The organism is Micromonospora sp. M71_S20 (assembly GCF_003664255.1).
In the GTDB taxonomy this organism is placed as follows: Bacteria; Actinomycetota; Actinomycetes; order Mycobacteriales; family Micromonosporaceae; genus Micromonospora.
In genome coordinates this window covers 635,964-659,602 of record NZ_RCCV01000003.1, presented here as the reverse complement: position 1 = coordinate 659,602, position 23,639 = coordinate 635,964, and the positions used below count along the sequence as shown (strand labels likewise).

Here is a 23,639-nt window from a genome sequence, read left to right as displayed (position 1 = left end):
TCGGGTCCGCCGGCTGTCGGGGGAGGTTCGTAGAATCCCCGGATGGCTTCCCCCACCGACCTGCGCTCCGCCGACGCCCTGGAGGTGCTGCGCCGGGTCTTCGGCTACGACGCCTTCCGCGGCTTCCAACAGGAGGTGATCGACCACGTGGTGGCCGGCGGCGACGCGCTGGTGCTGATGCCCACCGGCGGTGGCAAGTCGCTGTGCTACCAGATCCCCGCGCTGGTCCGCGACGGCGTGGCGGTGGTGGTCTCCCCGCTGATCGCGCTCATGCAGGACCAGGTCGACGCGCTGACGGCGGTCGGCGTCCGGGCCGGCTTCCTCAACTCGACCCAGGATCTCGACGCCCGCCGGGTGGTGGAACGGGCCTTCGTCGGCGGCGAGCTGGACCTGCTCTACCTCGCCCCGGAGGCGTTGGGCACCCGAGGGGTGCAGCAACTGCTCGACCGGGGCAGGATCGCCCTGTTCGCCATCGACGAGGCGCACTGCGTGTCGCAGTGGGGGCACGACTTCCGCCCCGACTACCTCGCCCTGTCGATGCTGCACGAGCGCTGGCCCGACGTGCCCCGCATCGCGCTCACCGCCACCGCGACCAGCGCGACCCGCGACGAGATCGCGACCCGGCTCAAGCTCACCGACGCCCGGCACTTCGTGGCCAGCTTCGACCGGCCCAACATCCAGTACCGGATCGTGCCCAAGCGCGAGCCGCGCAAGCAGCTGCTGAGCCTGCTGCGCGACGAGCACCCCGGCGACGCGGGCATCGTCTACTGCCTGTCGCGCGCCTCGGTGGACAAGACGGCGGAGTTTCTCACCACCAACGGCGTCGCCGCGCTGCCCTACCACGCCGGCCTGGACGCGGCGACCCGCGCGCGCAACCAGCAGCGCTTCCTGCGCGAGGACGGCCTGGTGATGGTGGCGACCATCGCGTTCGGCATGGGCATCGACAAGCCCGACGTCCGCTTCGTCGCCCACCTCGACCTGCCCAAGTCGGTCGAGGGCTACTACCAGGAGACCGGTCGCGCCGGGCGCGACGGGCTGCCGTCGACCGCCTGGCTGGCGTACGGGCTCCAGGACGTGGTGCAGCAGCGCAAGATGATCGAGACCTCCGACGGGGACCTCGCCCACCGGCGCAACCTCGCCGCCCACCTCGACGCGATGCTCGCCCTCTGCGAGACGGTCCGCTGCCGGCGCGGCCAGTTGCTCGACTACTTCGGTGAGAAGGCGGCCGCCGCCTGCGGCAACTGCGACACCTGCCTCAGCCCGCCGGAGTCCTGGGACGGCACCGTCGCGGCGCAGAAGCTGCTCTCCACGGTCTTCCGCCTCGACCGGGAACGCAACCAGCGCTTCGGCGCGGGGCACTGCGTCGACATCCTGCTCGGCCGCACGACCGACAAGGTCGCCCAGTACGGCCACGACTCGCTGACCGTCTTCGGCATCGGCGGCGAGCTGCGCGAGGCCGAGTGGCGCGGCGTGGTGCGGCAACTGCTGGCCGAGGGGCTGCTGGCCGTCGAGGGCGACTACGGCACGCTGGCCCTCACCGAGGCCAGCGCGGAGGTGCTGGGCCGCCGCCGCACGGTGATGATGCGCCGCGAGCCGGAGAAGGTCGCCTCCTCGCGGTCGGCCAAGCCACGCGGGGCGGCCACCGTCGTCGCCGAGTTGTCCCCGACCGCCGCCGGGGTCTTCGAGCGGCTGCGCGCCTGGCGGGGGGCCACCGCCAAGGAGCAGGGCGTCCCGGCGTACGTGATCTTCCACGACGCCACGCTGCGGCAGATCGCCACCGACGCGCCCACGTCGCTTGCCGAGCTGTCCGCGGTCAGCGGCGTCGGCGAGAACAAGCTCGCGAAGTACGGCGAGCAGATCCTGGCCGTCCTGGCCGAGTGACGGCCGGCCGGCCACGCCACCTGGCCAGGCGTCGGCGCGCGGGCCGACGCGCCGCCGACGGCCACGCGGTCAGTCCGTCGCCGGGGCCTTCGCCTCGCCGCCCAGCGCGGCGAGGATCGCCTCGGCGGTGCGCCGGCCCACGCCGGGCACCTCGGTGATCTCCTCCACGGTGGCCGCGGAAAGCCGCTTGAGCGAGCCGAAGTGCCGCAGCAGCGCCTTGCGCCGCACCTCCCCCAGGCCGGGCACCCTGTCCAGCGCCGACTCGGTCATCCGCTTGGAGCGCCGCTGCCGGTGGAAGGTGATGGCGAAGCGGTGCGCCTCGTCGCGCACCCGTTGCAGCAGGTAGAGCCCCTCGGAGGTGCGCGGCAGGATGACCGGGAACTCGTCGTCGGGCAGCCAGACCTCCTCCAGCCGCTTGGCCAGGCCACACAGCGCCACGTCGTCGACGCCCAGCTCCGCCAGGGCCTGGGCCGCCGCCGCGACCTGCGGCGCACCGCCGTCGACCACCACCAGCTGCGGCGGGTACGCGAACCTGCGCGGGCGCCCGGTGGTCGGGTCGATCAGGGTGCCGACGGTGCGCTCGTCGGACCCGCCGGGCTGGTGGGGCTCGCTCGGCGCGGGCTGCCCGGCCGGAGCGACGGGGTCGTCGGCCGGCTCGACGCCCGCCTCGCCGGTCTCGGCGCGGGCGTCGAGGTAGCGGGCGAAGCGGCGACGCAGCACCTCGGACATGGCGGAGAGGTCGTCGGTGGCGCCCCGGATGATGAAGCGCCGGTATTCACTCTTGCGGGGCAGCCCGTCCTCGAAGACGACCATGCTCGCCACCACGTCGGTGCCCTGCATCTGGGAAATGTCGAAACACTCGATGCGCAACGGCGAGGTGCGCATGTCGAGCGCCTCGGTGATCTCGTCGAGCGCCTTGCTGCGGGTGGTCAGGTCGCCGGCCCGGCGCAGCTTGTGCCGGGCGAGGGCGTCCTTGGCGTTGCGCTCGACGGTCTCCAGCAGGGACCGCTTGTCGCCGCGCTGCGGCACCCGCAGGCTCACCCGGCTGCCCCGGTGACCGGAGAGCCAGTCGGCCAGCGCGTCGGCGTCGGCGGGCAGCGCCGGCACGAGCAGCTCGCGGGGCACGTCGGCCTCGCCCTGCTCGCCGCCGTAGACCTGGGTGCAGAAGTGGTGCACCAGGTCGCCCGTGCTCAGCTCCTCGGTCTTCTCCACCACCCAGCCGCGCTGACCACGGACCCGGCCGTCGCGCACGTGGAAGACCTGGACGGCCGCTTCGAGGGGGTCGTCGGCGAACGCGACCACGTCGGCGTCGGTGCCGTCGCCGAGCACGACGGTCTGCTTCTCCATCGCCCGGCGCAGCGCGGCCACGTCGTCACGCAACCGGGCGGCCCGCTCGAACTCCAACTGCTCGCTGGCATCGGTCATCTCCCGTTCGAGCCGGCGCACCATCGTGTCGGTGCGGCCGCCCATGAAGTCGCAGAAACCGTCGACGATCTCCCGATGCCGCTCGGGGGTGACGCTGCCGACGCAGGGGGCCGAGCACTTGCCGATGTAACCCAGCAGGCAGGGGCGGCCCACCTGGCCGGCGCGCTTGAACACCCCGGCCGAGCAGGTGCGCGCCGGGAAGACCCGCAGCAGCAGGTCGAGCGTCTCGCGGATCGCCCAGGCGTGCGAGTAGGGCCCGAAGTAGCGCACCCCCTTGCGCTTGGCACCCCGCATCACCTGCAACCGGGGGAACTCCTCGTCCAGGGTGACCGCGAGGTAGGGGTAGGACTTGTCGTCGCGGTAGCGGACGTTGAAACGCGGGTCGTACTGCTTGATCCAGGTGTATTCGAGCTGGAGCGCCTCGACCTCGGTGCCGACGGTGACCCAGTCCACCGACTCGGCGGTGGTGACCATCTGCTGGGTGCGTTGGTGCAGGCCCCACAGGTCGGCGAAGTAGGAGTTGAGCCGGCTGCGCAGGTTCTTCGCCTTGCCGACGTAGATCACCCGGCCGGTGCCGTCGCGGAACCGGTAGACCCCCGGTGACTCCGGGATGGTGCCGGGCGCGGGACGGTAGGTCGAGGGGTCAGCCACGGCAGCAAGCGTAGTCCGCGCCCCCGACAGCTCCCGCGACGGCGCGTCCCCGGCTGCCCGCCGCCGGCCGTGCCACGCCCCGGTCATGCCGGCCGCCCCAGGCCGGGGGCGAACCCCCCGGCGGCCCGAAATTGCGGTGCCGCCGGAAACGCTCCCAGCTAACATCCGCCCCCTGGCGGAGGCGACGCGAGGGGAGCACGGGGACATGGGCGCGAACCCCGCGGGACGCAGCCGAGGGGGTGCCGTCCTCGTGGCGGCGCTCACCGTCGACTCGGTCGGCAACGGGCTGTTCCTGCCCCTGTCGCTGGTGTACTTCCTGCGGCTCACCGACGTGCCCCTGGCGCTGCTCGGGGTGCTGCTCAGCGCGGCGACCGTGCTCACCCTGCCGGTGCCGCTGTGGGCGGGATCGCTGGCGGACCGGTTCGGGGCGCTGCCGGTGGTCGTCGCCTCCCAACTGCTCCAGGCCGCCGGCTATCTGGCGTACGCATGGGTGGGAGGGCCGGTCGGCGTCTTCGTGGCGGCGGCGCTGGTCGCCGTCGGCGTGCGGTTCTTCTGGTCCGCCGTCTTCACGGCGGTCGCCGACTACGCCGACGGCAGCCCGGGCGGCTGGGCCCGGGACACCTGGTACGCGGTCAGCAACGGCGCCCGTACCGCCGGGCTGGCGGTGGGGGGCCTGACCACGGGCGTGGTGGTGGCCGACGGGCGGGCCGCCACCTACCGCGCGGTGGCCTACGCGGCGGCGGCCTGCTTCGCCCTCGCCGCGGTGCTCATCGCCGTCTGCGTGCGGATCCCGCCGGCCACCGACCGCCCGGCGGGATCCGGGCGGGGCGGGTACGCCGCGCTGGTCCGGGACCGCCCGTTCCTCGCCCTCATCGGCCTGAACACGGTCTTCGCGCTGAGCAGCATGATGCTCGGCCTGGCCCTGCCCACGATGATGCTCACGGATTTGCGGGGCCCGGCGTGGCTGACCTCCGCCGTCCTGGCCGGCAACGCGTTCCTCGTCGCACTGCTGTCCGCGCCCGTCGGCGCCCGCCTGCCGCACCACCGCCGCACCCGTGCGGTCGCGCTGGCCGCCGCCCTGTGGACGGTCTGGGGCCTCGCCATGGCGACCCTCGGCCCGGGGCACCTCAACGTGGTGGCCGCGCTGCTGGTCGCGGCGACGCTGCTGTTCACCGTCGCGGAACTGGTGCACGCGCCGGCCTCCGCCGCGCTGGCCGCGGCCGCCGCCCCGGTCGCCGCCCGGGGCCGCTACCTCGCGGCCTTCCAGTACTCCTTCGCCATCGCCTCGATGGTCGCGCCGGCCTTCTTCGGCACCCTGTACGAGGTCGACACCGCCGCGCCCTGGCTGGCGCTGGCGCTGCTCAACGCCGTCGGCGTCGCCGGCATCCTGCTGTTGGAGCGGAGCCTGCCGTCGGCCGCGCTGCGGGAGCCGCCGCCGACGGGCGAGCGGCCGGCGGTCGACGTGGGCGCCGTCGCGGACTGAGCGGGGCCGGCGGCCCGGGTCGGGCCGCCGGCCCCGCCGGGCCGCCGGCCCCGCCGGGCCGGTCAGGCCAGCGAGATCTGATCGCCGGTGACCTTGACGTTCTTCGGCGGGAGCGGCTTGGTGGCCGGGCCGCCCTTTACCGAGCCGTCCTCGATCGAGAACTTGCTGAAGTGGCAGGTGCAGTTGATGGTGCCGCCGTCGACGTTCGTCACCGGGCAGCCCTGGTGGGTGCAGATCGAGTCGAACCCCTTGAACTCGCCCTCGCGCGGCTGGGTGATCACCACGCCCTGGGCGGGATAGACGGTGCCGCCGCCGACCGGGATGTCGGCCGTACGGGCCAGCGACTGCGCGCCCTCGCGGTCGCCGCCGCCGGCGTCACCGGTGCTGGGCACCGGCGGGCCGCCGCTGGTCGGGGCCGCCCCGTCGCCGGAGTCGTCGCTGCCGCAGGCGGCCAGGACCACCGCCGCGCCGACCGCGCCCGCGCCCGTGAGGAGGGCGCGTCGCGTCCGCGTCGCCGGCCCGGTCAGCCCCTGATCGTCACTCATGCCTCGCCCTTCTCTCGGCTGCCGCCGCCTGGTCATGATCCGCGGCCACACTCGGGTACACGGATCACTCTGCCCGACGGTTCACCTGATCGGCGACCGTGGGGCCGTCCCGGCGGGCGTGGGGCCCGCCCGAACGGCCCCAACGGTCCGTACCGGCGGTCGGGAGGCGCGCCGTCAGCGCGCCCCGGCCGGCACCTTGCGGGCGCGGGGCTTGGTGCCGTTGGCCTTGGCCGCCCGGGAGGTGGCCGCCGCCGCGCCCTTCGCCTCGCCGTCGAGCCTGAGCGCCTGCCGCAGGAAGTGGCCGGTGTGGCTGCCGGGCACCTCGGCGACCTCCTCGGGGGTGCCGGTGGCGAGCACCGTGCCGCCCCGGTGGCCGCCCTCGGGGCCCATGTCGATCAGCCAGTCGGCTGTCTTGATCACGTCGAGGTTGTGCTCGATGGTGATCACCGTGTTGCCCTTGTCGACCAGCCCTTCGAGCACCATCAGCAGCTTGCGGATGTCCTCGAAGTGCAGGCCGGTGGTCGGCTCGTCGAGGACGTAGACCGTCCGCCCGGTCGAGCGCTTCTGCAACTCGGAGGCGAGCTTGACCCGCTGGGCCTCGCCGCCGGAGAGCGTGGGCGCGGGCTGGCCGAGCCGGACGTAGCCGAGGCCGACGTCGACCAGCGTCTTGAGGTGCCGGTGGATGGCCGGGATGGCGGAGAAGAACTCGGCCGCCTCCTCGATCGGCATCTCCAGCACGTCGGAGACGGTCTTGCCCTTGTAGTGCACTTCCAGGGTCTCCCGGTTGTAGCGGGCGCCCTTGCAGACCTCGCACGGGACGTACACGTCGGGCAGGAAGTTCATCTCGATCTTGATGGTGCCGTCGCCGGAGCACGCCTCGCAGCGGCCACCCTTGACGTTGAACGAGAACCGGCCGGGGCCGTACCCCCGGACCTTGGCCTCGGTGGTCTCGGCGAAGAGCTTGCGGACGTGGTCCCAGACCCCGGTGTAGGTGGCCGGGTTGGACCGCGGCGTGCGGCCGATCGGCGACTGGTCGACGCCGACCACCTTGTCGACGTGCTCCAGCCCGGAGACCCGGGTGTGCCGGCCGGGGACCAGCCGGGCCCCGTTGATCTGGTTGGCCAGCACCGCGTAGAGGATGTCGTTGACCAGCGTCGACTTGCCGGAGCCGCTGACCCCGGTGACGGCGATGAGCTGGCCGAGCGGGAACGAGACGGTCAGGTTGCGCAGGTTGTGCTCGCGCGCGCCGTGCACCACCAGCTCCCGCTCCGGGGTCTGCGGACGGCGCCCCTGCGGCGTCGGGATCGACCGGCGGCCCGACAGGTAGGCCCCGGTCACCGACTCCGGGTTCTCCAGCAGCGCCGGCACGGAGCCGCTGTGCACGATCTTGCCGCCGTGCTCGCCCGCGCCCGGGCCGATGTCGACGATCCAGTCGGCGGTGCGGATCGTGTCCTCGTCGTGCTCGACGACGATCAGCGTGTTGCCCAGGCCACGCAGCCGGACCAGGGTCTCGATCAGCCGGTGGTTGTCGCGCTGGTGCAGCCCGATCGACGGCTCGTCGAGGACGTAGAGCACCCCGACCAGGCCGGAGCCGATCTGGGTGGCCAGCCGGATGCGCTGCGCCTCGCCGCCGGAGAGGGTGCCGGCCGGGCGGTCCAGGGACAGGTAGTCGAGACCGACGTCGAGCAGGAACTTCAGCCGGGCGTTGATCTCCTTGAGCACCCGCTCGGCGATCATCTTCTGCCGGTCGGTCAGCTCGATGCCGGCGAGCAGGTCGGCGGCCTCGCCGACGGAGAGGTTGCAGACCTCGGCGATGCTCTTGCCGGCCAGGGTGACCGCGAGCACCTCGGGCTTGAGCCGGGCGCCCCCGCAGGCCGCGCAGGGCACGTCGCGCATGTAGCCCTCGTACTTCTCCCGCGACCACTCCGACTCGGTGTCGGTGTGCCGGCGCTCGATCCACTGCACCACGCCCTCGAAGCCGGTGTAGTAGGAGCGCTCGCGGCCGAACTTGTTGCGGTAGCGCACGTGCACCTGGTCGTCGGAGCCGTGCAGGATCGTCTTCTGCGCCCGCGACGGCAGGGCCCGCCACGGCGTGTCGACGTCGAAGTGCTCGGCCGCGCCGAGGGCCTCCAGCAGGCGCAGGAAGTATTCCAGGTTGTGCCCGGTCGACCAGGGCTGGACCGCGCCCTCGCGCAGGGTGCGCTCCGGGTCGGGGACGACCAGCTCCGGGTCGACCTCCTTCTTGGTGCCGAGGCCGGTGCACTCGGGGCAGGCGCCGTAGGGCGCGTTGAAGGAGAAGACCCGGGGCTCCAGGTCCTCGATCGCCAGCGGGTGGTCGTTGGGGCAGGCCAGGTGCTCGGAGTAGCGCCGCTCGCGTTCCGGATCGTCCTCGGGCAGGTCGACGAAGTCGAGCAGGACCAGGCCGTTGGACAGGCCCAGGGCGGCCTCGACCGAGTCGGTCAGCCGCTGCTTGGCGCTCGGCTTGACCGTGAGGCGGTCGATCACCACCTCGATGGTGTGCTTCTCCTGCTTCTTCAGCTTCGGCGGCTCGGTCAGCGGGTGCACCACGCCGTCGACCCGGGCCCGGGCGTAGCCCTTGGCCTGGAGTTCGGCGAAGAGGTCCACGTACTCGCCCTTGCGGCCGCGCACCACGGGCGAGAGCACCATGAACTTGGTGCCCTCGGCCATCGCGAGGACCCGGTCGACGATCTGCTGAGGGGTCTGCCGGGAGATCCGCTCGCCGCAGACCGGGCAGTGTGGCTCGCCGATGCGGGCGAAGAGCAGCCGGAGGTAGTCGTAGACCTCGGTGATGGTGCCCACCGTCGAGCGCGGGTTGCGCGAGGTGGACTTCTGGTCGATGGAGACCGCCGGGCTCAGGCCCTCGATGAAGTCGACGTCCGGCTTGTCCATCTGGCCGAGGAACTGCCGTGCGTACGACGACAGCGACTCCACGTAGCGACGCTGCCCCTCGGCGAAGATCGTGTCGAAGGCCAGGCTCGACTTGCCCGACCCGGAGAGCCCCGTGAACACGATTAGGGCGTCCCGGGGCAGGTCGAGACTGACGTCACGCAGGTTGTGCTCGCGCGCGCCACGGATGATCAGTCGGTCGGCCACTGTCCGTGTACTCCCGGGTGAAGAAGATGAGGAGGAATTGTCCGCTCCAAGGCTGGTTTGAGCGGTTGTCTGAGTGGTTGTGGGCGCGCAGAAAGGCGCCTCGGCAACTCTAGCCCCGAGGTACGACAACTTCCCTCGCCGGCACATTCCCCCAGCTCAGCCCGGTCCGCCGTGACGAGGAACCGGCCCGCCGCGCCCCGAGGGAACGGTCCGCCGTGACCGAGGAAGCGCTCCGCCGTCCCCGAAGAGACGGGCGGGGGCCGGTCGTCGACCGGCCCCCGCCCGCGCGTACGCCCGTCAGGGGCGGGCGGCCCGCCGCCGCCCGGAGCGCCAGCCGCCGCGCCGCTCCGCGGCCAGCCGCGTCTCCCGCCGCCGGCTCTCGTACGCCACCTCCCGCTGCAACCGCCGCCAGCTCTCCCAGCGCCGCGCCGGCAGCTCGCCGGTCTCCAGCGCCTCGCGCACCGCGCAGGCCGGCTCCCCGTCGTGCCCGCAGTCGGCGTACCGGCAGCCGGTGGCCAGCTCGGCGATGTCCGCGAACGCCCGGTCCAGCCCCGCCGAGCCGTCGAGCAGGCCGACCGCCCGTACCCCCGGGGTGTCCAGCACGGCGCCGCCGCCGGGCACCGGGAGCAGTGCCCGCCAGGTGGTGGTGTGCCGGCCCTTGCCGTCGACGCGCCGGATCGCCTGCGTCGGCATCAGCGCCGCCCCGGCCAGCGCGTTGACCAGGCTCGACTTGCCCGCGCCGGACGGGCCGAGCAGGCCGAGCGTGCGGCCGGGCGCCACCTCGGCGCGCAGCGGGTCGAGCCCGTTGCCGTGCTCGGCGCTGACGGCCAGCACCGGCACCCCCGGGGCGATCCCGGCGAGCTGGCGCGCGACGGCCTGCGGGTCGGCCGCCAGGTCGGCCTTGGTGAGCACGACCAACGGCCGGGCGCCGGACTCGTGCGCCAGGGAGAGCAGCCGTTCGATCCGGCCGACGTCCGGTTCGGGGTGCACCGGCTCCACCACGGCGGCGGCGTCGAGGTTGGCGGCCAGCACCTGGCCGCTGGCGTCCTTGCCGGCGGTCCGCCGGACGAGGGCGGTGCGCCTCGGCAGCACCGCCTCCACGGTGACGTTGCGGTCGGGCCAGGTGCCCAGCAGCACCCAGTCGCCCGCGCAGGGCAGGCGGGTCAGGTCGCGGGCGGCGGCGGCCAGGACCGCCCCGCCCAGGGTGGCGCGGACCGGGCCGTCCGCGCAGAGCACGGTGCAGACGCCGCGGTCCACCCGGGCCACCCGGCCCGGTCGGTGCCCGCCGCGTCGCGGTACGTGTGCCGCCCGCTCGGCATCCCAGCCGAGGGCGGTCAGATCGATGGTCATGGCATCCTCATCGGTGTCGCAGTGGTTGACGCACGCGTGCTGCTACCGGCATGGTCACCACCTCCCCCGCCGTCCGGTGCCGCGTTCCCCGCCGACGGTAGGACGCGCCGCGACGCGCCGAAAGCGATTTCCCCGGCGACGCGGGGTCCCCCGGCGGATAGGGTCGGTGGGTGACCATGGATCCGCTTCTGCTGACGGGCGAGGTGGACGCGGCCACGGACCGTCTGCTGCGGACCGCGGCCACCCTCGACGACACGGGCCTCGCCGCCGCCTCGCTGCTGCCCGCCTGGAGCCGGGGGCACGTCCTGGCTCATCTGGCCCGCAACGCCGACGGCTTCGTCAACCTGCTCACCGCGGCCCGCACCGGCGAGCCGATCCCGATGTACGCCTCCGCGGCGGCCCGGGACGCCGACATCGACGCGGGCGCCGCCCGCCCGCCCGCCACCCACCTGGACGACCTGCGCCGCTCGGCCGACCGGTTCGCCGAGGCGGTCGCCGCGATGCCGGTCGAGGCGTGGGCGGCCACCGTCCAGACGCGGCGCGGGCCCTGGCCGGCGGCCATGCTGGTCTGGGGCCGGCTGCGCGAGATCGAGGTGCACCACGTGGACCTCGACGCCGACTACCGGCCGGCCGACTGGCCCGAGGCGTTCGGCCACCGGCTGCTGCACGAGGTGGTCGGCGACCTCGCCGACCGCGCCGACGTGCCGCCGATGGTGCTGCGCTTCGACGGCAGCCGGCACGAGCTGGTTGTCGGCGACCGGAGCGCCGCGCCCACGGTCACCGGCGCCGCCCCCGAACTCGCCGCCTGGCTGATCGGCCGCAGCCCGGGCACCGTGCTGACCGTCACCCCCGACGGCCCCCTGCCGCAACCACCGGAATGGATATAGACGACCTCATGACCTACAGCGGAGACGTCACGCCCGGCGGCGCGCCGGCCGTACGCGAGCTCGACGGGCTCACCATCACGAAGGTGTCGGTGGGCCCGATGGACAACAACGCCTACCTGCTGCGCTGCCGGGCCACCGGCGAGCAGGTGCTGATCGACGCCGCCAACGAGGCGCCGCGGCTGCTCGAGCTGGTGGGCGACGCGGGGCTGGCCACGGTGGTCACCACCCACCAGCACATGGACCACTGGGTGGCGCTGGAGGAGGTGGTCGCCAAGACCGGCGCCCGCCCGCTGGTGCACGCCGACGACGCGGCCGGGCTGCCGATCGAGGCCGAGACGCTCGCCGACGGCGACAGCGTGCCGGTGGGCGAGTGCGCGCTGGAGGTGATCCACGTCAAGGGCCACACCCCCGGCTCGATCGCGCTGCTCTACCGTGACCCGGCGGGGTCGCCGCACCTGTTCACCGGCGACAGCCTCTTCCCGGGCGGGGTCGGCAACACCGACAAGGATCCGGAGCGGTTCTCCGCGCTCATCGACGACGTCGAGCACAAGCTCTTCGACCGGCTGCCCGACGAGACCTGGTTCTACCCGGGTCACGGCAAGGACAGCACGCTCGGCGCGGAACGTCCCGCGCTGCCCCAGTGGCGCGCCCGCGGCTGGTGAACCTCAGCGGGGCCGGGCGCGATCCGCGCCCGGCCCCGCTCCCCCCGTCGGTCCCCCGCTCCCCCGTCCGGCGCGGGGTCAGGCCCCGGTGACCGCGCGCAGCCGGCGCCGCGTGCCCATCGCCACCGCGCCCGCCAGCAGCAGGCCGACCGCCATGGTGACCAGCATCGGACTGGACTCCCCCGGCAGCAGCCCGGCGAGCGACCGCGACGCGGTGCCCAGCGCCAGGTAGAGACCGGCCCAGGCCGCCGCGCCGAGCGTCGCGCAGCCGAGGAAGCGCGGGTACGACATCCGCAGCCCGCCCGCCGCCAGCGGCAGCAGCGCGTTGAACACCGGCAGGAAGGGCGCGACCAGCACCATCCGGCCGCCGCCGCGCTGGAGGATCCCCTCCGCCGCCGCCCAGCGCGCCTCGCCGATCCAGTCGCCGAGGCGGCTGCGCCGCAGGCGTTCGCCGTACCGGCGGCCGGCGAGGAAGCTCAGCGACCAGCCGGCGAGGCAGCCGGCCACCACGACGGCGAAGGTGGCGGCCCCGGTGGTCGGGCCGCCGACCCCCATCGCGGCCAGGATCGCCACGTCGCCGGGGACCAGCACCCCGAGCAGCGGTACGGCGTCGAAGAGCATCACCACCCCGAGCACCCCCATGAGCAGGGTGGTGGGGAGCTCTCCGAGCTGGGTCAGCCAATCCGCCATGCCCGTACGCTATGGCCGCCCGGCCACCCGGGACATCGGGTCCGATCCCCCACCGCCCCCTGGTATCGGGCTCGGGGTCGACCCTGAGAGCCCGTGGGTCACCGGGGGCGCAGCACCTGCACCCGGCGCACGGTCGAGTCGACGGCGGGCTCGGTGGTCGGCACGGGGTAGCTGGCCACCGTCGCCAGCACGCCCGGCGGCAGGTGGCCCCGCCCGGGATCGCCCACCAGCACGTCGGCGCCCGCGGCGGCGGCCCGTCGCAGGAAGGGCAGCACCCGCGCCGCCATCGTCGCGTCGTAGAGCACGTCCCCGGCCACCAGCAGGTCCACCCCGTCGAGGTCGGAGTCGAGCAGATCGCCGCCGGTGGTTGCGACCGTCACATCGTTGGCCCGGGCGTTGACGGTGACCGCCGCGACCGCGTACGGGTCGATGTCGTTGGCGACCACGCGCTCGGCGCCGGCGAGCGCGGCGGCGATCGCCACCAGGCCGGACCCGGCGGCGAGGTCGAGCACCCGGCGGCCGGCCGCGAGGTCGGGGTGGTCGAGCAGGTGGCGCGCGAGGGCCTGTCCACCGGCCCAGACCGAGGCCCAGTACGGCGCGGGCAGGGCGTGCCCGGCCTGCGCCTCCATCCGGGCCCACCACACGATGGCGTCCTCGGCCAGGTAAAGCCGGACCTCGGGGACGAACGGGATCCGCACCAGCCGGAGCCGGTCCAGCCCGCCGCCGGGAGCGTCGATCTCCCGCTCGATCTCGGTCAGCGCGTCGGCTGTGGCACCTCTCATCGGGGCAAGCATGCCCCAGCCGACCTCGCACCGCCCGGCTTTCGCGTCGCCGCGCCGAGAGTTCGGCCAGCGGATCGGGGTTCGGCCGGTTACTCTCGGGGTGGCACCGGGCGATCATTCGGTCGACGACCGAGGTTCACCCGCTTTGGAACAGGGAGAGATGCATGGCAACCGGCACGGTTAAGTGGTTCAACTCGGAAAAGGGCTTCGGCTTCATCGAGCAGGATGGCGGAGGGCCGGACGTGTTCGTCCACTACTCGGCCATCGCGTCGAGCGGTTACCGGGAGCTGAACGAGGGCCAGAAGGTCGAGTTCGAGGTGACCCAGGGTCAGAAGGGTCCGCAGGCGGACAACGTCCGTCCGCTGTAGATCCCGTGCCGGTGGCGGCGGCCAACTGACGGCCGCCGCCGCAGCGCGTTTTCAGGGCCGCTTCGGCGCGGCGGGCAGGTCCCGTCGCCGCCGTAGCGGCCCGATCAGCAGAATCGCCGGGGTGAGCGCGAGCCAGCCCGTCATCACCGCGATCGCGGTGCCGGCCCCGTGGGCCGCGCCGACCGCCCCGGCCAGCACCGCGGCCAGCGGGATCGTGCCGTAGTTGAGCATCTGCATGCTCACCGTGACGCGGCCCAGCAGGTGGTGCGGCGTGTAGGTCTGCCGGAAGCTGCCCTTGAGCACGTTGCCCACCGCCACCCCGAGGCTGACCAGCATTCCGCCGATCGCCGGCAGGGCGAGTCGGCCGCCGGGTCCGGCGAGCGGGATCAGCAACGCCGGTGGCCCGGTGAACGCCGCCGCCAGGAGCATGGCCCGGGCGGTGCCGAGCCGACGGCCGAGCAGGGTCGCCGACAGCGCGCCGACGATGCCGCCGAGACTCATCGCCGCGACCAGCAGGCCCACCGGGGCCGGTGCGAGTCGCGCCTCCCGGACCAGGAAGACCACCAGGACCGCCTGGTAGCCGACCAGGCCGACGTTGCTGGCCGCCCCGAAGGCGGTGAGCACCCGCAGATACGGGTCCCGGGCGACGAACCGGATCCCCTCGCCGATCTCCCGGCGCAGCGACCGCGAGGGCCCGACGCGCTCGGGACGCCGTTCGACGGTGCGGATGCGCAGCAGGCAGGCGGCGGAGAACAGGAAGCTCAGCGCGTCGAGCACCAGCGCGGTGACGGCGCCGGCGGCCTGTGCGACCACGCCGGCGAGACCGGGGCCGAGCACGTAGCTCGCGGTCTGGGTGGCCTGGAGCTTGGCGTTGCCCTCCGGCACCTGCCCGGGGCGCAGCAGCACGGGCAGATAGACCTGGTCGGCCGTCTCGAAGAAGACCCGGGCCAGGCCGGCGCCCAACGCCACCACCAGCAGCTGCGTCAGGGTCAGCACGCCGAGCACGGCGGCGGCGGGGACGCTGAGGAACAGCAGCGCCGAGACCAGGTCACAGGCGATCATCACCGGCCGGCGCGGCAACCGGTCCACCCAGGCGCCGGCCGGCAGGCCGACGAGCAGCCACGGCAGCCAGGCGGCGGCGGTGAGCACCGCGACGCCGAAGGTGCTGGCGTCGAGCACGGTCACCGCGACCAGGGGCAGCGCCACGGCGGTGACGTTGCTGCCGACGGCGCTGGCGGTCTGCCCGGCCCAGAGCAGCCGGAAGTCCCGGTGCCGCAGCAGCCCGCCCCGGGGCGCCGCTGCCGCCGGCCGGTCGGCGGGCCGTACCGCCGGGTCGGCGCCCGGACGGCGGGCGCCCGCCGTCGGGGCGGCCGTGGCGTCGGCGGTACGGGTCGGCGGGGTGGCGTCGGCGGGCGGCGTCACGGCGTGGCCGGGATCCCGTAGGCGAAGAGGAAGACCGGCTCGCGTTTCTGCCCGTCGTCGGGCACGTCCCGCTCGCCCCACCGGGTGAGCACCTCGTTCAGCTCGCCGGCCAGTCGGGCGAGTTCGGCGTCGGTCAGGTGCAGCCAGCGGTCCGTGGAGAACGGCCCCTCCGGCCAGGCGGCCTGGCTGGCCTCGTCGGTGGCGTGCCACGCGCGGGCGAGGGCGACGTGCCGGTCCAGGTTGAGCGAGGTGGCGGCGTCGGCGACGGCCCGGGCGGCGGGATCGGCGTCGAAGTCCGACTGGGACCAGCGGACACCCCGGGTGACCAGGCGCCACCAGCGTTCCCGCCGGTCGCGGGCCAGCTCGGGCGCCTCCTCGACCAGCTCGGCGCCGGCCAGCACCTTGAGGTGGTGGCTGACGTTCGCCGGCGCCTGACCGGTCCGCTCGGCGAGCAGGCCGACGGTGGACGGACCGTGCACCTTGAGCACGTCCATCAGCCGGCGGCGCAGCGGGTGAGACAGCGCGGCGAGCACCCGCGAGTCGGTCACGTGGCGTACGTCGGGTTTCGTCATGCCGCCAGCCTGACATCGGCAACGGCAGTTGCGCAACAGCTGTTTCGCAACTGCCGTTGCCGAATCCCGGTCGCGGCCGGCCGTCCGGCTTGGGCGCGTTCGCCGGGGTGGACCTCGACGAACTCGCGGTGGTGGGCCGGGCGGTGCCGGCGTCGGTCCGCCGGGCGTGGGCGCGGGCCGGCGCGGCGGACGCGGCGGGGTCAGGCCGCCAGGCGGCGGGCCAGTTCGTCGGTGACCTGCTGGGCGATGGTGGGCGGGATCGCCTCCGCGATCTGTTCCGGCGAGAGACCGGCGAGCACACCGCTGATGATCGCCTGCTCGTCGCTGAAGTCACCCTCGGAGAGGGCCTTGACCTGGGCGACCAGCGCCGGGTAGCCGCGCGCCATCGCCAGCATGAGCATCAGCGGCGACTGTTCCATCGGCGGGCTCACCAGGCCCGTCGTTCCGACGGGCGAGATCAGCCAGTTGCGCAGGTTCGACAGGTCGGCGAGGACCTGACCGACGGTACGGGTGGAGACGTCGGTTTTGTACGCGAGTTGGTCGGTCTGCTCCATGGTGGGCTCCTCTTCGGGTGGGGCGATAAGCCCGATGGCGGTCAGGTAGCGGCGGAACAGCGGGGTCTGGTCACGGTTGGCCTTGGTCGAGTCGCGAAAGAAACTGAAGTGGGTGTGCCACAGGTGGGAGTTGTCACCGCTCGTTCGTTTGCGCAGGCGGTCCCACCGTCGGACGACCTTGCCGTCCGGGGAGTAGATGATCTCCCGGATGTCGCGGCTGTCCGCGCTGTCCGCGGCGCACTGCTCGACGCACCAGGTCGAGAAGCTCCGCAGATCGTGGGTCCGCCCGCCGACGCTGACCCGGAAGGAGCCGACGTCGAGCGCGGACGCGTCGAGAGTGAGGCCGGACGAGTCCCGGGAGGACTCGACGACGGAGTAGTCCCGCGTCACGACCCGGTCGGAGCCGCAGTGGTAGCCGCCCCGGTGGGCGGGGTCGCCGACGATGCCGACCTCGGCGGGTTCGAGGTCCTGGTCACGGGATCTGTCGGGATCGCGGTTGAGATGCTCCAGCAGCAGGCGGCGGACGGCCAACAGGTTTTGCGGTGCCCGCGTCATGGGGTTCCCCCTTGCGGATGGTCGGGGCCGGGCACGACAGTGACACCGCGTAGGCGGCGTGAGAGCCCCACAGGCAGGCCCGACCGAGTGGTGCACAGCGTCGGGCAGTGGCCCAACCATAGCCCCATCGATTGATGAATGCCCAGCTCAGAGCAGGTTTTTTCAGCTGGGAGAAACCTGTGACACCGGCGGCATGATCGGTAGGACCACAGCGGACGGACACTGTGGATCGTGCAGGATCTCCCGCCATCCGGCACGTAGGGTCACTGCCGTGCCGAGGGGCTCGCCGGTGCCGGGGTTGCGCGCGTAGCGGGGATGGGCGCCGCCGGAGACCTGTACCCGCAGCCGGTGCCCCGGCGCGAACCGGTGCGCCGCGGGCCAGAGCTCCACCGGCACGCGTACCACGCCGGCCGCGTCGGCGGGGAACCGGTCTGGCGTGACCCGGACCAGGCCGTCGCAGACGTTCCAGGACCGGCCGCGCCGGTCCACGTCGCACAGCCGCACGAAGACGTCCAGGTGGGACAGCTCGCTGCGCAGGTGGATCTCGGCGCGTACCGGACCGATCACCTCCACGGGCGCGTCGAGCGGGGCGCTGGTGAAGGTGAGCACGTCGGGCCGGGCCTCGACCGGGCGATTGTCCACCGGCCCGGCCCGCTGGGCGACCAGCAGCGGCCCGCCGAGCGAGGGCGTCGGGTCGGCCGGGTCGTAGTGGAAGCCGTCCGGCGCCGACGGGACCGGCGCGGCGGTGCTCAGCCCGCCCGCCGGGTGCAGGTGCCACGGGGTCGGCACCGCCGGGGGCGGCCAGTCGGGCAGGTCCCGCCAGCCGCCACCGGCACCGCCGACGTGCACCCGCACGGGGGCCGCCGCACCGGCACCGACCGACGACGCCTGCGGGCGCCGCCCGGCGAGGTGGGCGTCGAGGTGGTCCAGCCCGTCGCGCAGCGCGGCGAGGAGGAGCCCGGGGCTGCCGTGGGTCCACGGTCCGACGGTCAGCCGGGGACGGGCGCCGGCCGCGCGCAGCGCCGCGAAGTCGCGCAGTTGGGCCGGCAGGAAGATGTCGTGCCAGCCGCTCACCATCACCACCGGCGCGTGGACCTCGGCGATCCGGTCGCCGAAGACGCGCGTACGCCAGTAGTCGGCGTCCGGAGTGTGGTGGCGCAGCCACTCCTGGAAGAACGGCACGGTCACGCCGGTGGCCACCCGGTCCGCCTCGGCCAGCGGCAGGTGGGCCAGCGCCGCGACCAGCCGGGGCTGGCCGCGCTTGAGTTCCCACTGCCGGGCCAGCCACGGCACGGTCTGCGCCTGGAGCAGTTCGGCCCAGGTGAGCACGGTGTCCAGAGCAAAGGACTCCCCGGCGTACGTCGAGTCGCGGGTGCCCGAGGCGGTCACCACCGCGACCATCGCCCGCAACTCCTCCCCCGCGTCGGCGGCCAGGGCCCACTGCACGAAGCCCTGGTAGCTGGCGCCGAACATGCCGAACGCGCCGGACCACCAGGGCTGGCGGCGCAGCCAGTCGAGGGTGTCGAGGCCGTCCTCGCGCTCGTGCACCAGCGGGGCGAAGGTGCCACCGGAGCCGAACGTGCCGCGGCAGGACTGGATCACCACGTGGAAGCCGCGTTCGGCGACGAGCCGACCGAGCAGCCGCACGGGTCCGCCCCGCCCGTACGGGGTGCGGATCAGCACCGTCGGCGCGCCGGGCAGGGCCGGGGCGTAGTGGTCGGTGCGCAGCGGCACGCCGTCGCGGGTTCGCACCTCGATGCCCCGGGTGAGGGTGACCCGGCGGGTACGCGCGGGCGGCAACCGCAGCGCGGCGGTGGCGAGGCGGGCTGCCAGCCGGTCGAGCACGACGTCAGCCGTTCGCGCGTCGGGCCGGCTCGTCGCGGGCGGCGCGCACCGCGTCGCGGTGTTCCCCCATCGAGGCGGTCATCGCGGTCATGAACCGGTGCACCACCTCCAGCTCGTCGTCGCTGAAGCCGGCCATCACGTCGTCGGTGCGCCGGCCCAGGGGCCGGAAGAACTCCATGGCCAGCGCGGCGCCCCGCTCGGCGTAGTGCAGGAAGACCTTGCGCCGGTCGGCGGTGTCGCGGTCGCGGCGGATGTGCCCGGCGCGTTCGAGCCGGTCGATCAGGGCGGTGACCGAGCCGGACGACAGATTGAGCTGCTCGCCGAGGCGGCCGGGGGTGATCGGCCGGCCGACCAGCTCGGCGTCCATCACCGCGATCAGCGCCTGCAGGTCGGTGGCGTTGAGCCCGTGCAGGCCGGCGAAGGCGTGCCCGATGTGTTGCGCGTCGACCGAGTAGCGCCGCAGCTCGGTCCCGATCTCGGCGACCAGCCGCTCGCGGCGCGTGTCGCGCCGCCGGTACATGCCGTGACCTGCCACGTCGGTCGCCGCCTCCTGCTCTCGCGTTCCGGTTGCAGCATAACTCAGCAGTCGATAATCTCGTTTATCAAGATACTCGATCGTCGGTCCTTTGCGTCGTTCGCGAGGTCTCGACCGTCGAAGCAAATCCGCCGAGAGACCGTGAGGGCATCCGATGTCAGTGTTCACCCGCGTGGCGCGCGGACGGCTCGCCGCGTGGCTCACCGTGGTCGCCGCGATCGTCTTCGGGGCGGCCGTCTTCGCGCTGCCCAAGCCCGACAACCCCGCGCCCGTCTCCTCCACCGGCCTGTCCGTGGAGTGGCAGTCGACCCAGGTGGAGCGCCTCCAGGACCAGCTGCCCTCCCGCGACGTCCAGCCGGCGATCGTCGTCGTCAGCCGCGCCGACCGCGCGGCCCTGACCGAGGCCGACCGCGCGGCCCTCACCGGCCAGTCCAATGACCTCGGCCGGTTCGCCGTCGGCGGTCGCGTCAGCCCGCCGCAGGTCTCCCCCGACGGCACCGTCGCGCTCGTCGCCGTGCCGCTGTCCACCGCCGGCGGGCAGGAGGAGACCGCGGGCCGGATCGACGAGCTGCGCGAATCCTTGGACGACGTGCCGGCCGGCCTTAACGTGGAGGTCACCGGCGGGCCCGCGTTCGCCACCGACCTGACGAAGGTCTTCGACGGCGCCGACACCACGCTGCTCGCCGTCACCGCCGGCGTCGTGGCGCTGCTGCTGCTCGTCACCTACCGCAGCCCGTTCCTGTGGATCGTGCCGCTCGTCGTCGTCGCGGCGACGGAACAGCTCACGCTGCGCGCCCTCGACACGGTCGTCCCGGCCTTCGGCATCAACCTGCCCGGCGGCGCCGTCACCGGCATCGCCAGCGTCCTCGTCTTCGGCGCCGCCACCAACTACGCGCTGCTGCTCATCGCCCGCTACCGCGAGGAACTGCGCCGCGAGGAGGACCGCTTCGTGGCGATGCGCGCCGCGCAGCGGCGGGTCGCCGAGCCCATCCTCGCCAGCGGCTCCACCGTCGTCCTCGGCGTGCTCACCCTGCTGCTGTCGGAGCAGGAGCTCAACCGCGCCCTCGCCGTGGCCTGCGCCACGGGCGTCGTCCTCGCCATGCTCTCGGCGCTGTTCGTCCTCCCGGCGGTCCTGGTGATCTTCGGGCGCGGCCTGTTCTGGCCGTTCGTGCCCCGGGTCGGCGGAGAGATCCGCGAGGGCCGGCTGTGGGGCCGGCTCGGCGCCGCCGTCGAGCGCCGTCCCGCGCCGGTCGCGCTGCTCGCGACGCTGCTGCTGGCCGGGCTCGCCCTCGGCGGGCTCGGCATCCGCACCGGCCTGTCGGAGACCGAGCAGTTCCGGGTCAAGCCGGAGGCGGTCGCCGGCGCGGAGACCCTCGCGCGGTCCTTCCCCGCCGGCACGACCCAGCCGGTCGCCGTGCTCACCACCCCCTCGGCGGTGCGGGCCGTCACGGACACCGCCGCCGGGATCCCCGGCGTCGCCTCCGCGCGTCCCGGCGAGGCGGGCGCCCAGGTCGCCCAGGTCGACGTCGTACTGGAGGCCGAGCCCGGCACCGAGGCCGCGAACCGGGCCGTCGAGGCGCTGCGCGACGCGGTCGCGGCGGTCCCCGGCTCCGCCCCGCCCGCCGTCGAGGGCGCACCCGCGTTCGACGGCGCGGTGGTCGGCGGCGCCGTGGCCGCCACCTACGACGAGAACGAGGCCAACGGCAGGGACCTGCGGCTGATCCTGCCGATCATCCTGCTGCTCGTCGGCGCGGTGCTGGTGCTGCTCCTGCGCGGCTTGGTCGCCCCGCTGCTGCTGGTGCTCACCGTGATCGCGTCGTTCTTCGCCAGCATCGGCGCGTCGTGGCTGCTCTTCGACCACGTGCTGGACATGCCGGCGCTCGACAGCGGCGTCCTGCTGTTGGCCTTCGTGTTCCTGGTGGCGCTCGGCGTGGACTACAACATCTTCCTCGTCACCCGGGCCCGCGAGGACGCCCGGCGCAGCGGCACCCGCGCCGGCATGCTCTCGGCACTGCGGGTCACCGGCGGCGTCATCACCAGCGCCGGCATCCTGCTCGCCGCGGTCTTCGCGGTCCTCGGCGTCCTGCCGCTGATCCTGCTGACCCAGATCGGGATCATCGTCTGCATCGGCGTCCTGCTGGACACCCTGCTCGTGCGCACGGTCCTGGTGCCGGCGCTGGCGTTCACGCTCGGCGACCGCTTTTGGTGGCCGGGACGGGTCACGCGCGAGCCCGCCGGGGACGAGGACGAAGCCGGACGCGAATCGGTCACCTCCCGGGACTGATCGGCCCCTCGGAGGCGACGGGGGCCGTGGCGGCGACGCCACGGCCCTCGTCTGCCGTCGTACCGGCACGCCGGCGTCCCGGGTCGGCTCCAGGGCTCGTCACAGCGGCGAGGTCGTCGACCTCTGGGAGTGGAACACCGCCGACGGAGCCCGCACAGTCAGTACGCCGATCTCGACGGTGCGAACCAGCAGTGGCAGATGATTCAGGTCGGCAGTGGAGGCACTCCGACCACGCCGCCCGGTTGTGGCAGCGGGACGGTCCACGCCGAGGCCGTACTGAGCGGGAGCACCTGGACGGCCCGTAACGGCTCGTCCACGATCTGTTCGTGGCTCCAGCATGTTGTCGGCGGGGGTCTCCATCGCGCCCATGAGCTGCCGAAACTCCAGGTCAGGCAGGTTCCGGCTGGAGTACTAGAAGTAGGTGTCCTCGTCGGCCTTGCGGTAGTTGTGGATCTCGTCGAGTCGGCCGGCTGCGGCGAGGGTCACCCACGCCGGGTTGCCGAGCAGGATGCGTCCGAGAGCGACGAGGTCGAATTCGCCGGCGTCGAGCCGGTGGAGCAGGTCGCGTAGAGCGCGGGAGCCGAGGAAGTCACGGGTCAGGCCGATCGAGCCGACGGTGATGGAGGGCAGGCCGGTGAGGTGCTTGGCCCAGCCGGCCAGATTGCGCGGCGAGCCGGGGAACGCCGGGTCGGCGAAGTTGCGCTGGGAAGCGTGCAGCACGTCGGCGCCGGCCGCGGCGAAGGCGTTGAGGATCACCGCCAGCTCGGCGGGTGACTCTGCGATCCGGGCGGCGTAGTCCCGCTCCTTGAACTGGGAGAACCGCACGATGACCGGCATCTCGGCGGGGACCGCCGTGCGGACCGCCCGGATCACCTCCGCCGGGAACGCGGAACGCCCGGCGGGTGACCCGCCGAAACGGTCGGCGCGGCGATTGGTGTACGGCCAGAGGAACTCGTCGAGCAGGTAGCCGTGCGCGGCGTGAATCTCCACGGCGTCGAAACCGGCCCGTACCGCCACACCGGCGGCGTCGGCGTACGCGGCGAGAAGCACGTCGACGTCGGCGAGGGTCATAGCGTGGCTGTCGCCGGGCACGCCCGACGGGGTCCACGCCGCGATCCCGTCCACCGGTTCGCGTGCGCTGCCGAGATGCCACAGTTGCGCGGCGATCCGGCCGCCGACGGCGTGCACCTCGTCGGTCACCCGCCGCCAGCCTTCCTCCGCCGCTCCGGCGGTCATCCGCGGCACGCTCGTCTCGTGCCCGGCGCTGGGATGCCCGACGAGCACCCCCTCGCTGATGACCAGACCGATGCCGTTGTCGGCCCGGCGCCGATAGTAGGCAGCGACCTCGGGTGTCGGCACACCGCCGGGCGATCGGAACCGGGTCATCGGCGCCATTACGAAGCGGCTGTTCAGCGGCAGGCCGGCAAGCGTTGTCGGTTCGAGCAGGGAACCCAGTGGGGTCGTCGTCGTGGTCATGCCGGTACGCTAAAACCTGACATTGACGTCAAGGGCAAGTCCTGTGACGAGGGAGACACCGATGCGCATCGGCGACCTGGCCACGGCGACCGGCGCGAGCGCCCGATCGCTTCGCTACTACGAGGAACAGGGGCTACTCGCCAGCGAGCGCAGCGCCGGCGGGCAACGGCACTATCCCGAGTCGGCGGTCGAGCGCGTCACGCTCATCCAGTCCCTGCTCGCCGCCGGCCTGTCCAGCAGCACCATCCGCGACGTGTTGCCGTGCATCACCGAGGAGGCGATCCGCACGCCCTGGCTGGCCGAACGGTTGCGCTCTGAGCTCAGCCGGGTCGAGGACCAGATCAACTCTCTGCACCGGACCCGCACCATCCTGGCCGGCCTGGCCGAACACTACGCCGCCTGACACCACCGACGCCCCCGACAGCCGGGGGACGAACGCCAGCCAGCGCTGATCAGTCACGCATCCTGCACCAGAGCCCGTTCGGGACGTTTCGCTGCTGGGCATCCGGGCCGACACCGGCCACGTTCTCCGGATCGACGAGCTTCACATCGAACACC

19 protein-coding genes are annotated in these 23,639 nt (G+C 73.6%); 7 read left to right on the top strand and 12 right to left on the bottom strand.

The window, feature by feature from the left end; translation table 11 throughout:
• Window positions 1-42 precede the first annotated feature (42 nt).
• Window positions 43-1,881 carry a DNA helicase RecQ gene (gene recQ, locus DER29_RS28230; RefSeq protein ID WP_121400671.1) on the top strand — a complete coding sequence of 613 codons (1,839 nt, stop codon included), beginning with the start codon at window positions 43-45 and terminating at the stop codon, window positions 1,879-1,881.
• Between the two features lie 69 nt (window positions 1,882-1,950).
• On the opposite strand, the gene uvrC is transcribed toward recQ, so the two are convergent.
• Window positions 1,951-3,957 carry an excinuclease ABC subunit UvrC gene (gene uvrC / locus DER29_RS28225; RefSeq protein ID WP_121400670.1) on the bottom strand — a complete coding sequence of 669 codons (2,007 nt, stop codon included), beginning with the start codon at window positions 3,955-3,957 and terminating at the stop codon, window positions 1,951-1,953.
• A gap of 205 nt (window positions 3,958-4,162) precedes the next feature.
• Between uvrC and DER29_RS28220 the strand changes: the two genes are divergently transcribed.
• A complete protein-coding gene (locus tag DER29_RS28220; RefSeq protein ID WP_121400669.1) occupies window positions 4,163-5,440 on the top strand; it encodes an MFS transporter in 1,278 nt (425 codons plus the stop codon).
• 62 nt (window positions 5,441-5,502) lie between these two features.
• Here the strand turns inward: DER29_RS28220 and DER29_RS28215 are convergent, their stop codons facing one another.
• The 3 genes from DER29_RS28215 to rsgA form a co-directional block, all read right to left on the bottom strand.
• The gene (locus DER29_RS28215; RefSeq protein WP_121400668.1) at window positions 5,503-5,985 is read right to left on the bottom strand and encodes a Rieske (2Fe-2S) protein; all 483 of its coding nucleotides are present in this window, start codon (window positions 5,983-5,985) and stop codon (window positions 5,503-5,505) included.
• Between the two features lie 174 nt (window positions 5,986-6,159).
• Window positions 6,160-9,099 carry an excinuclease ABC subunit UvrA gene (gene uvrA / locus DER29_RS28210; RefSeq protein WP_121400667.1) on the bottom strand — a complete coding sequence of 980 codons (2,940 nt, stop codon included), beginning with the start codon at window positions 9,097-9,099 and terminating at the stop codon, window positions 6,160-6,162.
• Between the two features lie 297 nt (window positions 9,100-9,396).
• The gene (gene rsgA / locus DER29_RS28205; RefSeq protein WP_121400666.1) at window positions 9,397-10,449 is read right to left on the bottom strand and encodes a ribosome small subunit-dependent GTPase A; all 1,053 of its coding nucleotides are present in this window, start codon (window positions 10,447-10,449) and stop codon (window positions 9,397-9,399) included.
• A 170-nt stretch (window positions 10,450-10,619) separates the two neighbouring features.
• Between rsgA and DER29_RS28200 the strand changes: the two genes are divergently transcribed.
• Both DER29_RS28200 and DER29_RS28195 read left to right on the top strand, forming a co-directional pair.
• On the top strand, window positions 10,620-11,336 hold the full coding sequence (locus DER29_RS28200) for a maleylpyruvate isomerase family mycothiol-dependent enzyme (protein ID WP_121400665.1): 717 nt from the start codon (window positions 10,620-10,622) through the stop codon (window positions 11,334-11,336).
• 8 nt (window positions 11,337-11,344) lie between these two features.
• On the top strand, window positions 11,345-11,998 hold the full coding sequence (locus DER29_RS28195; protein WP_121400664.1) for an MBL fold metallo-hydrolase: 654 nt from the start codon (window positions 11,345-11,347) through the stop codon (window positions 11,996-11,998).
• 78 nt (window positions 11,999-12,076) lie between these two features.
• Here DER29_RS28195 and DER29_RS28190 read toward each other — a convergent pair whose 3' ends face one another.
• Window positions 12,077-12,688 carry a DedA family protein gene (locus DER29_RS28190; protein WP_121400663.1) on the bottom strand — a complete coding sequence of 204 codons (612 nt, stop codon included), beginning with the start codon at window positions 12,686-12,688 and terminating at the stop codon, window positions 12,077-12,079.
• A gap of 98 nt (window positions 12,689-12,786) precedes the next feature.
• Window positions 12,787-13,470: a methyltransferase gene (locus DER29_RS28185; protein ID WP_370040711.1), complete on the bottom strand. Its 684-nt coding sequence runs from the start codon at window positions 13,468-13,470 to the stop codon at window positions 12,787-12,789.
• 164 nt (window positions 13,471-13,634) lie between these two features.
• Between DER29_RS28185 and DER29_RS28180 the strand changes: the two genes are divergently transcribed.
• On the top strand, window positions 13,635-13,838 hold the full coding sequence (locus DER29_RS28180; protein ID WP_088961229.1) for a cold-shock protein: 204 nt from the start codon (window positions 13,635-13,637) through the stop codon (window positions 13,836-13,838).
• A gap of 51 nt (window positions 13,839-13,889) precedes the next feature.
• Here DER29_RS28180 and DER29_RS28175 read toward each other — a convergent pair whose 3' ends face one another.
• The 5 genes from DER29_RS28175 to DER29_RS28150 all read right to left on the bottom strand — a co-directional run bounded on the left by DER29_RS28175 (window position 13,890) and on the right by DER29_RS28150 (window position 19,306).
• Complete coding sequence (locus DER29_RS28175; RefSeq protein WP_233600187.1) at window positions 13,890-15,260, bottom strand: MFS transporter; 1,371 nt, start codon at window positions 15,258-15,260, stop codon at window positions 13,890-13,892.
• Window positions 15,257-15,832, bottom strand: coding sequence for a helix-turn-helix transcriptional regulator (locus DER29_RS28170; RefSeq protein ID WP_121400661.1), 576 nt, complete (start codon window positions 15,830-15,832; stop codon window positions 15,257-15,259). The genes DER29_RS28175 and DER29_RS28170 overlap by 4 nt, the downstream gene beginning before the upstream one ends.
• Before the next feature lie 200 nt (window positions 15,833-16,032).
• Window positions 16,033-16,941 carry a hypothetical protein gene (locus tag DER29_RS28160; RefSeq protein WP_121400659.1) on the bottom strand — a complete coding sequence of 303 codons (909 nt, stop codon included), beginning with the start codon at window positions 16,939-16,941 and terminating at the stop codon, window positions 16,033-16,035.
• Window positions 16,942-17,103: 162 nt separating this feature from the next.
• Window positions 17,104-18,786 carry a CocE/NonD family hydrolase gene (locus DER29_RS28155; protein WP_121400658.1) on the bottom strand — a complete coding sequence of 561 codons (1,683 nt, stop codon included), beginning with the start codon at window positions 18,784-18,786 and terminating at the stop codon, window positions 17,104-17,106.
• Window positions 18,787-18,790: 4 nt separating this feature from the next.
• Window positions 18,791-19,306 carry a MarR family winged helix-turn-helix transcriptional regulator gene (locus tag DER29_RS28150; RefSeq protein WP_121400657.1) on the bottom strand — a complete coding sequence of 172 codons (516 nt, stop codon included), beginning with the start codon at window positions 19,304-19,306 and terminating at the stop codon, window positions 18,791-18,793.
• 169 nt (window positions 19,307-19,475) lie between these two features.
• Between DER29_RS28150 and DER29_RS28145 the strand changes: the two genes are divergently transcribed.
• On the top strand, window positions 19,476-21,605 hold the full coding sequence (locus DER29_RS28145) for an efflux RND transporter permease subunit (protein WP_121400656.1): 2,130 nt from the start codon (window positions 19,476-19,478) through the stop codon (window positions 21,603-21,605).
• Window positions 21,606-22,016: 411 nt separating this feature from the next.
• Here DER29_RS28145 and DER29_RS28135 read toward each other — a convergent pair whose 3' ends face one another.
• Window positions 22,017-23,081: a 12-oxophytodienoate reductase gene (locus tag DER29_RS28135; protein WP_121400655.1), complete on the bottom strand. Its 1,065-nt coding sequence runs from the start codon at window positions 23,079-23,081 to the stop codon at window positions 22,017-22,019.
• A gap of 61 nt (window positions 23,082-23,142) precedes the next feature.
• On the opposite strand from DER29_RS28135, the gene DER29_RS28130 reads away from it, so the two are divergent.
• Window positions 23,143-23,484 (top strand): MerR family transcriptional regulator, encoded by a 342-nt coding sequence (locus tag DER29_RS28130; protein WP_121400654.1) that lies wholly within the window; start codon window positions 23,143-23,145, stop codon window positions 23,482-23,484.
• Window positions 23,485-23,639 lie beyond the last annotated feature (155 nt).

What these genes read in the sequence shown, in the direction of transcription:
- DER29_RS28130 (WP_121400654.1), top strand. Translation starts at nt 23,143, where the DNA reads ATGCGCATCGGCGACCTGGCCACGGCGACCGGCGCGAGCGCCCGATCG.
- DER29_RS28170 (WP_121400661.1), bottom strand. Translation starts at nt 15,832, where the DNA reads ATGACGAAACCCGACGTACGCCACGTGACCGACTCGCGGGTGCTCGCC.
- DER29_RS28145 (WP_121400656.1), top strand. Translation starts at nt 19,476, where the DNA reads ATGTCAGTGTTCACCCGCGTGGCGCGCGGACGGCTCGCCGCGTGGCTC.
- DER29_RS28220 (WP_121400669.1), top strand. Translation starts at nt 4,163, where the DNA reads ATGGGCGCGAACCCCGCGGGACGCAGCCGAGGGGGTGCCGTCCTCGTG.
- DER29_RS28190 (WP_121400663.1), bottom strand. Translation starts at nt 12,688, where the DNA reads ATGGCGGATTGGCTGACCCAGCTCGGAGAGCTCCCCACCACCCTGCTC.
- DER29_RS28180 (WP_088961229.1), top strand. Translation starts at nt 13,635, where the DNA reads ATGGCAACCGGCACGGTTAAGTGGTTCAACTCGGAAAAGGGCTTCGGC.
- DER29_RS28135 (WP_121400655.1), bottom strand. Translation starts at nt 23,081, where the DNA reads ATGACCACGACGACGACCCCACTGGGTTCCCTGCTCGAACCGACAACG.
- recQ (WP_121400671.1), top strand. Translation starts at nt 43, where the DNA reads ATGGCTTCCCCCACCGACCTGCGCTCCGCCGACGCCCTGGAGGTGCTG.
- DER29_RS28195 (WP_121400664.1), top strand. Translation starts at nt 11,345, where the DNA reads ATGACCTACAGCGGAGACGTCACGCCCGGCGGCGCGCCGGCCGTACGC.
- rsgA (WP_121400666.1), bottom strand. Translation starts at nt 10,449, where the DNA reads ATGACCATCGATCTGACCGCCCTCGGCTGGGATGCCGAGCGGGCGGCA.
- DER29_RS28185 (WP_370040711.1), bottom strand. Translation starts at nt 13,470, where the DNA reads ATGAGAGGTGCCACAGCCGACGCGCTGACCGAGATCGAGCGGGAGATC.
- DER29_RS28150 (WP_121400657.1), bottom strand. Translation starts at nt 19,306, where the DNA reads ATGTACCGGCGGCGCGACACGCGCCGCGAGCGGCTGGTCGCCGAGATC.
- DER29_RS28160 (WP_121400659.1), bottom strand. Translation starts at nt 16,941, where the DNA reads ATGACGCGGGCACCGCAAAACCTGTTGGCCGTCCGCCGCCTGCTGCTG.
- DER29_RS28215 (WP_121400668.1), bottom strand. Translation starts at nt 5,985, where the DNA reads ATGAGTGACGATCAGGGGCTGACCGGGCCGGCGACGCGGACGCGACGC.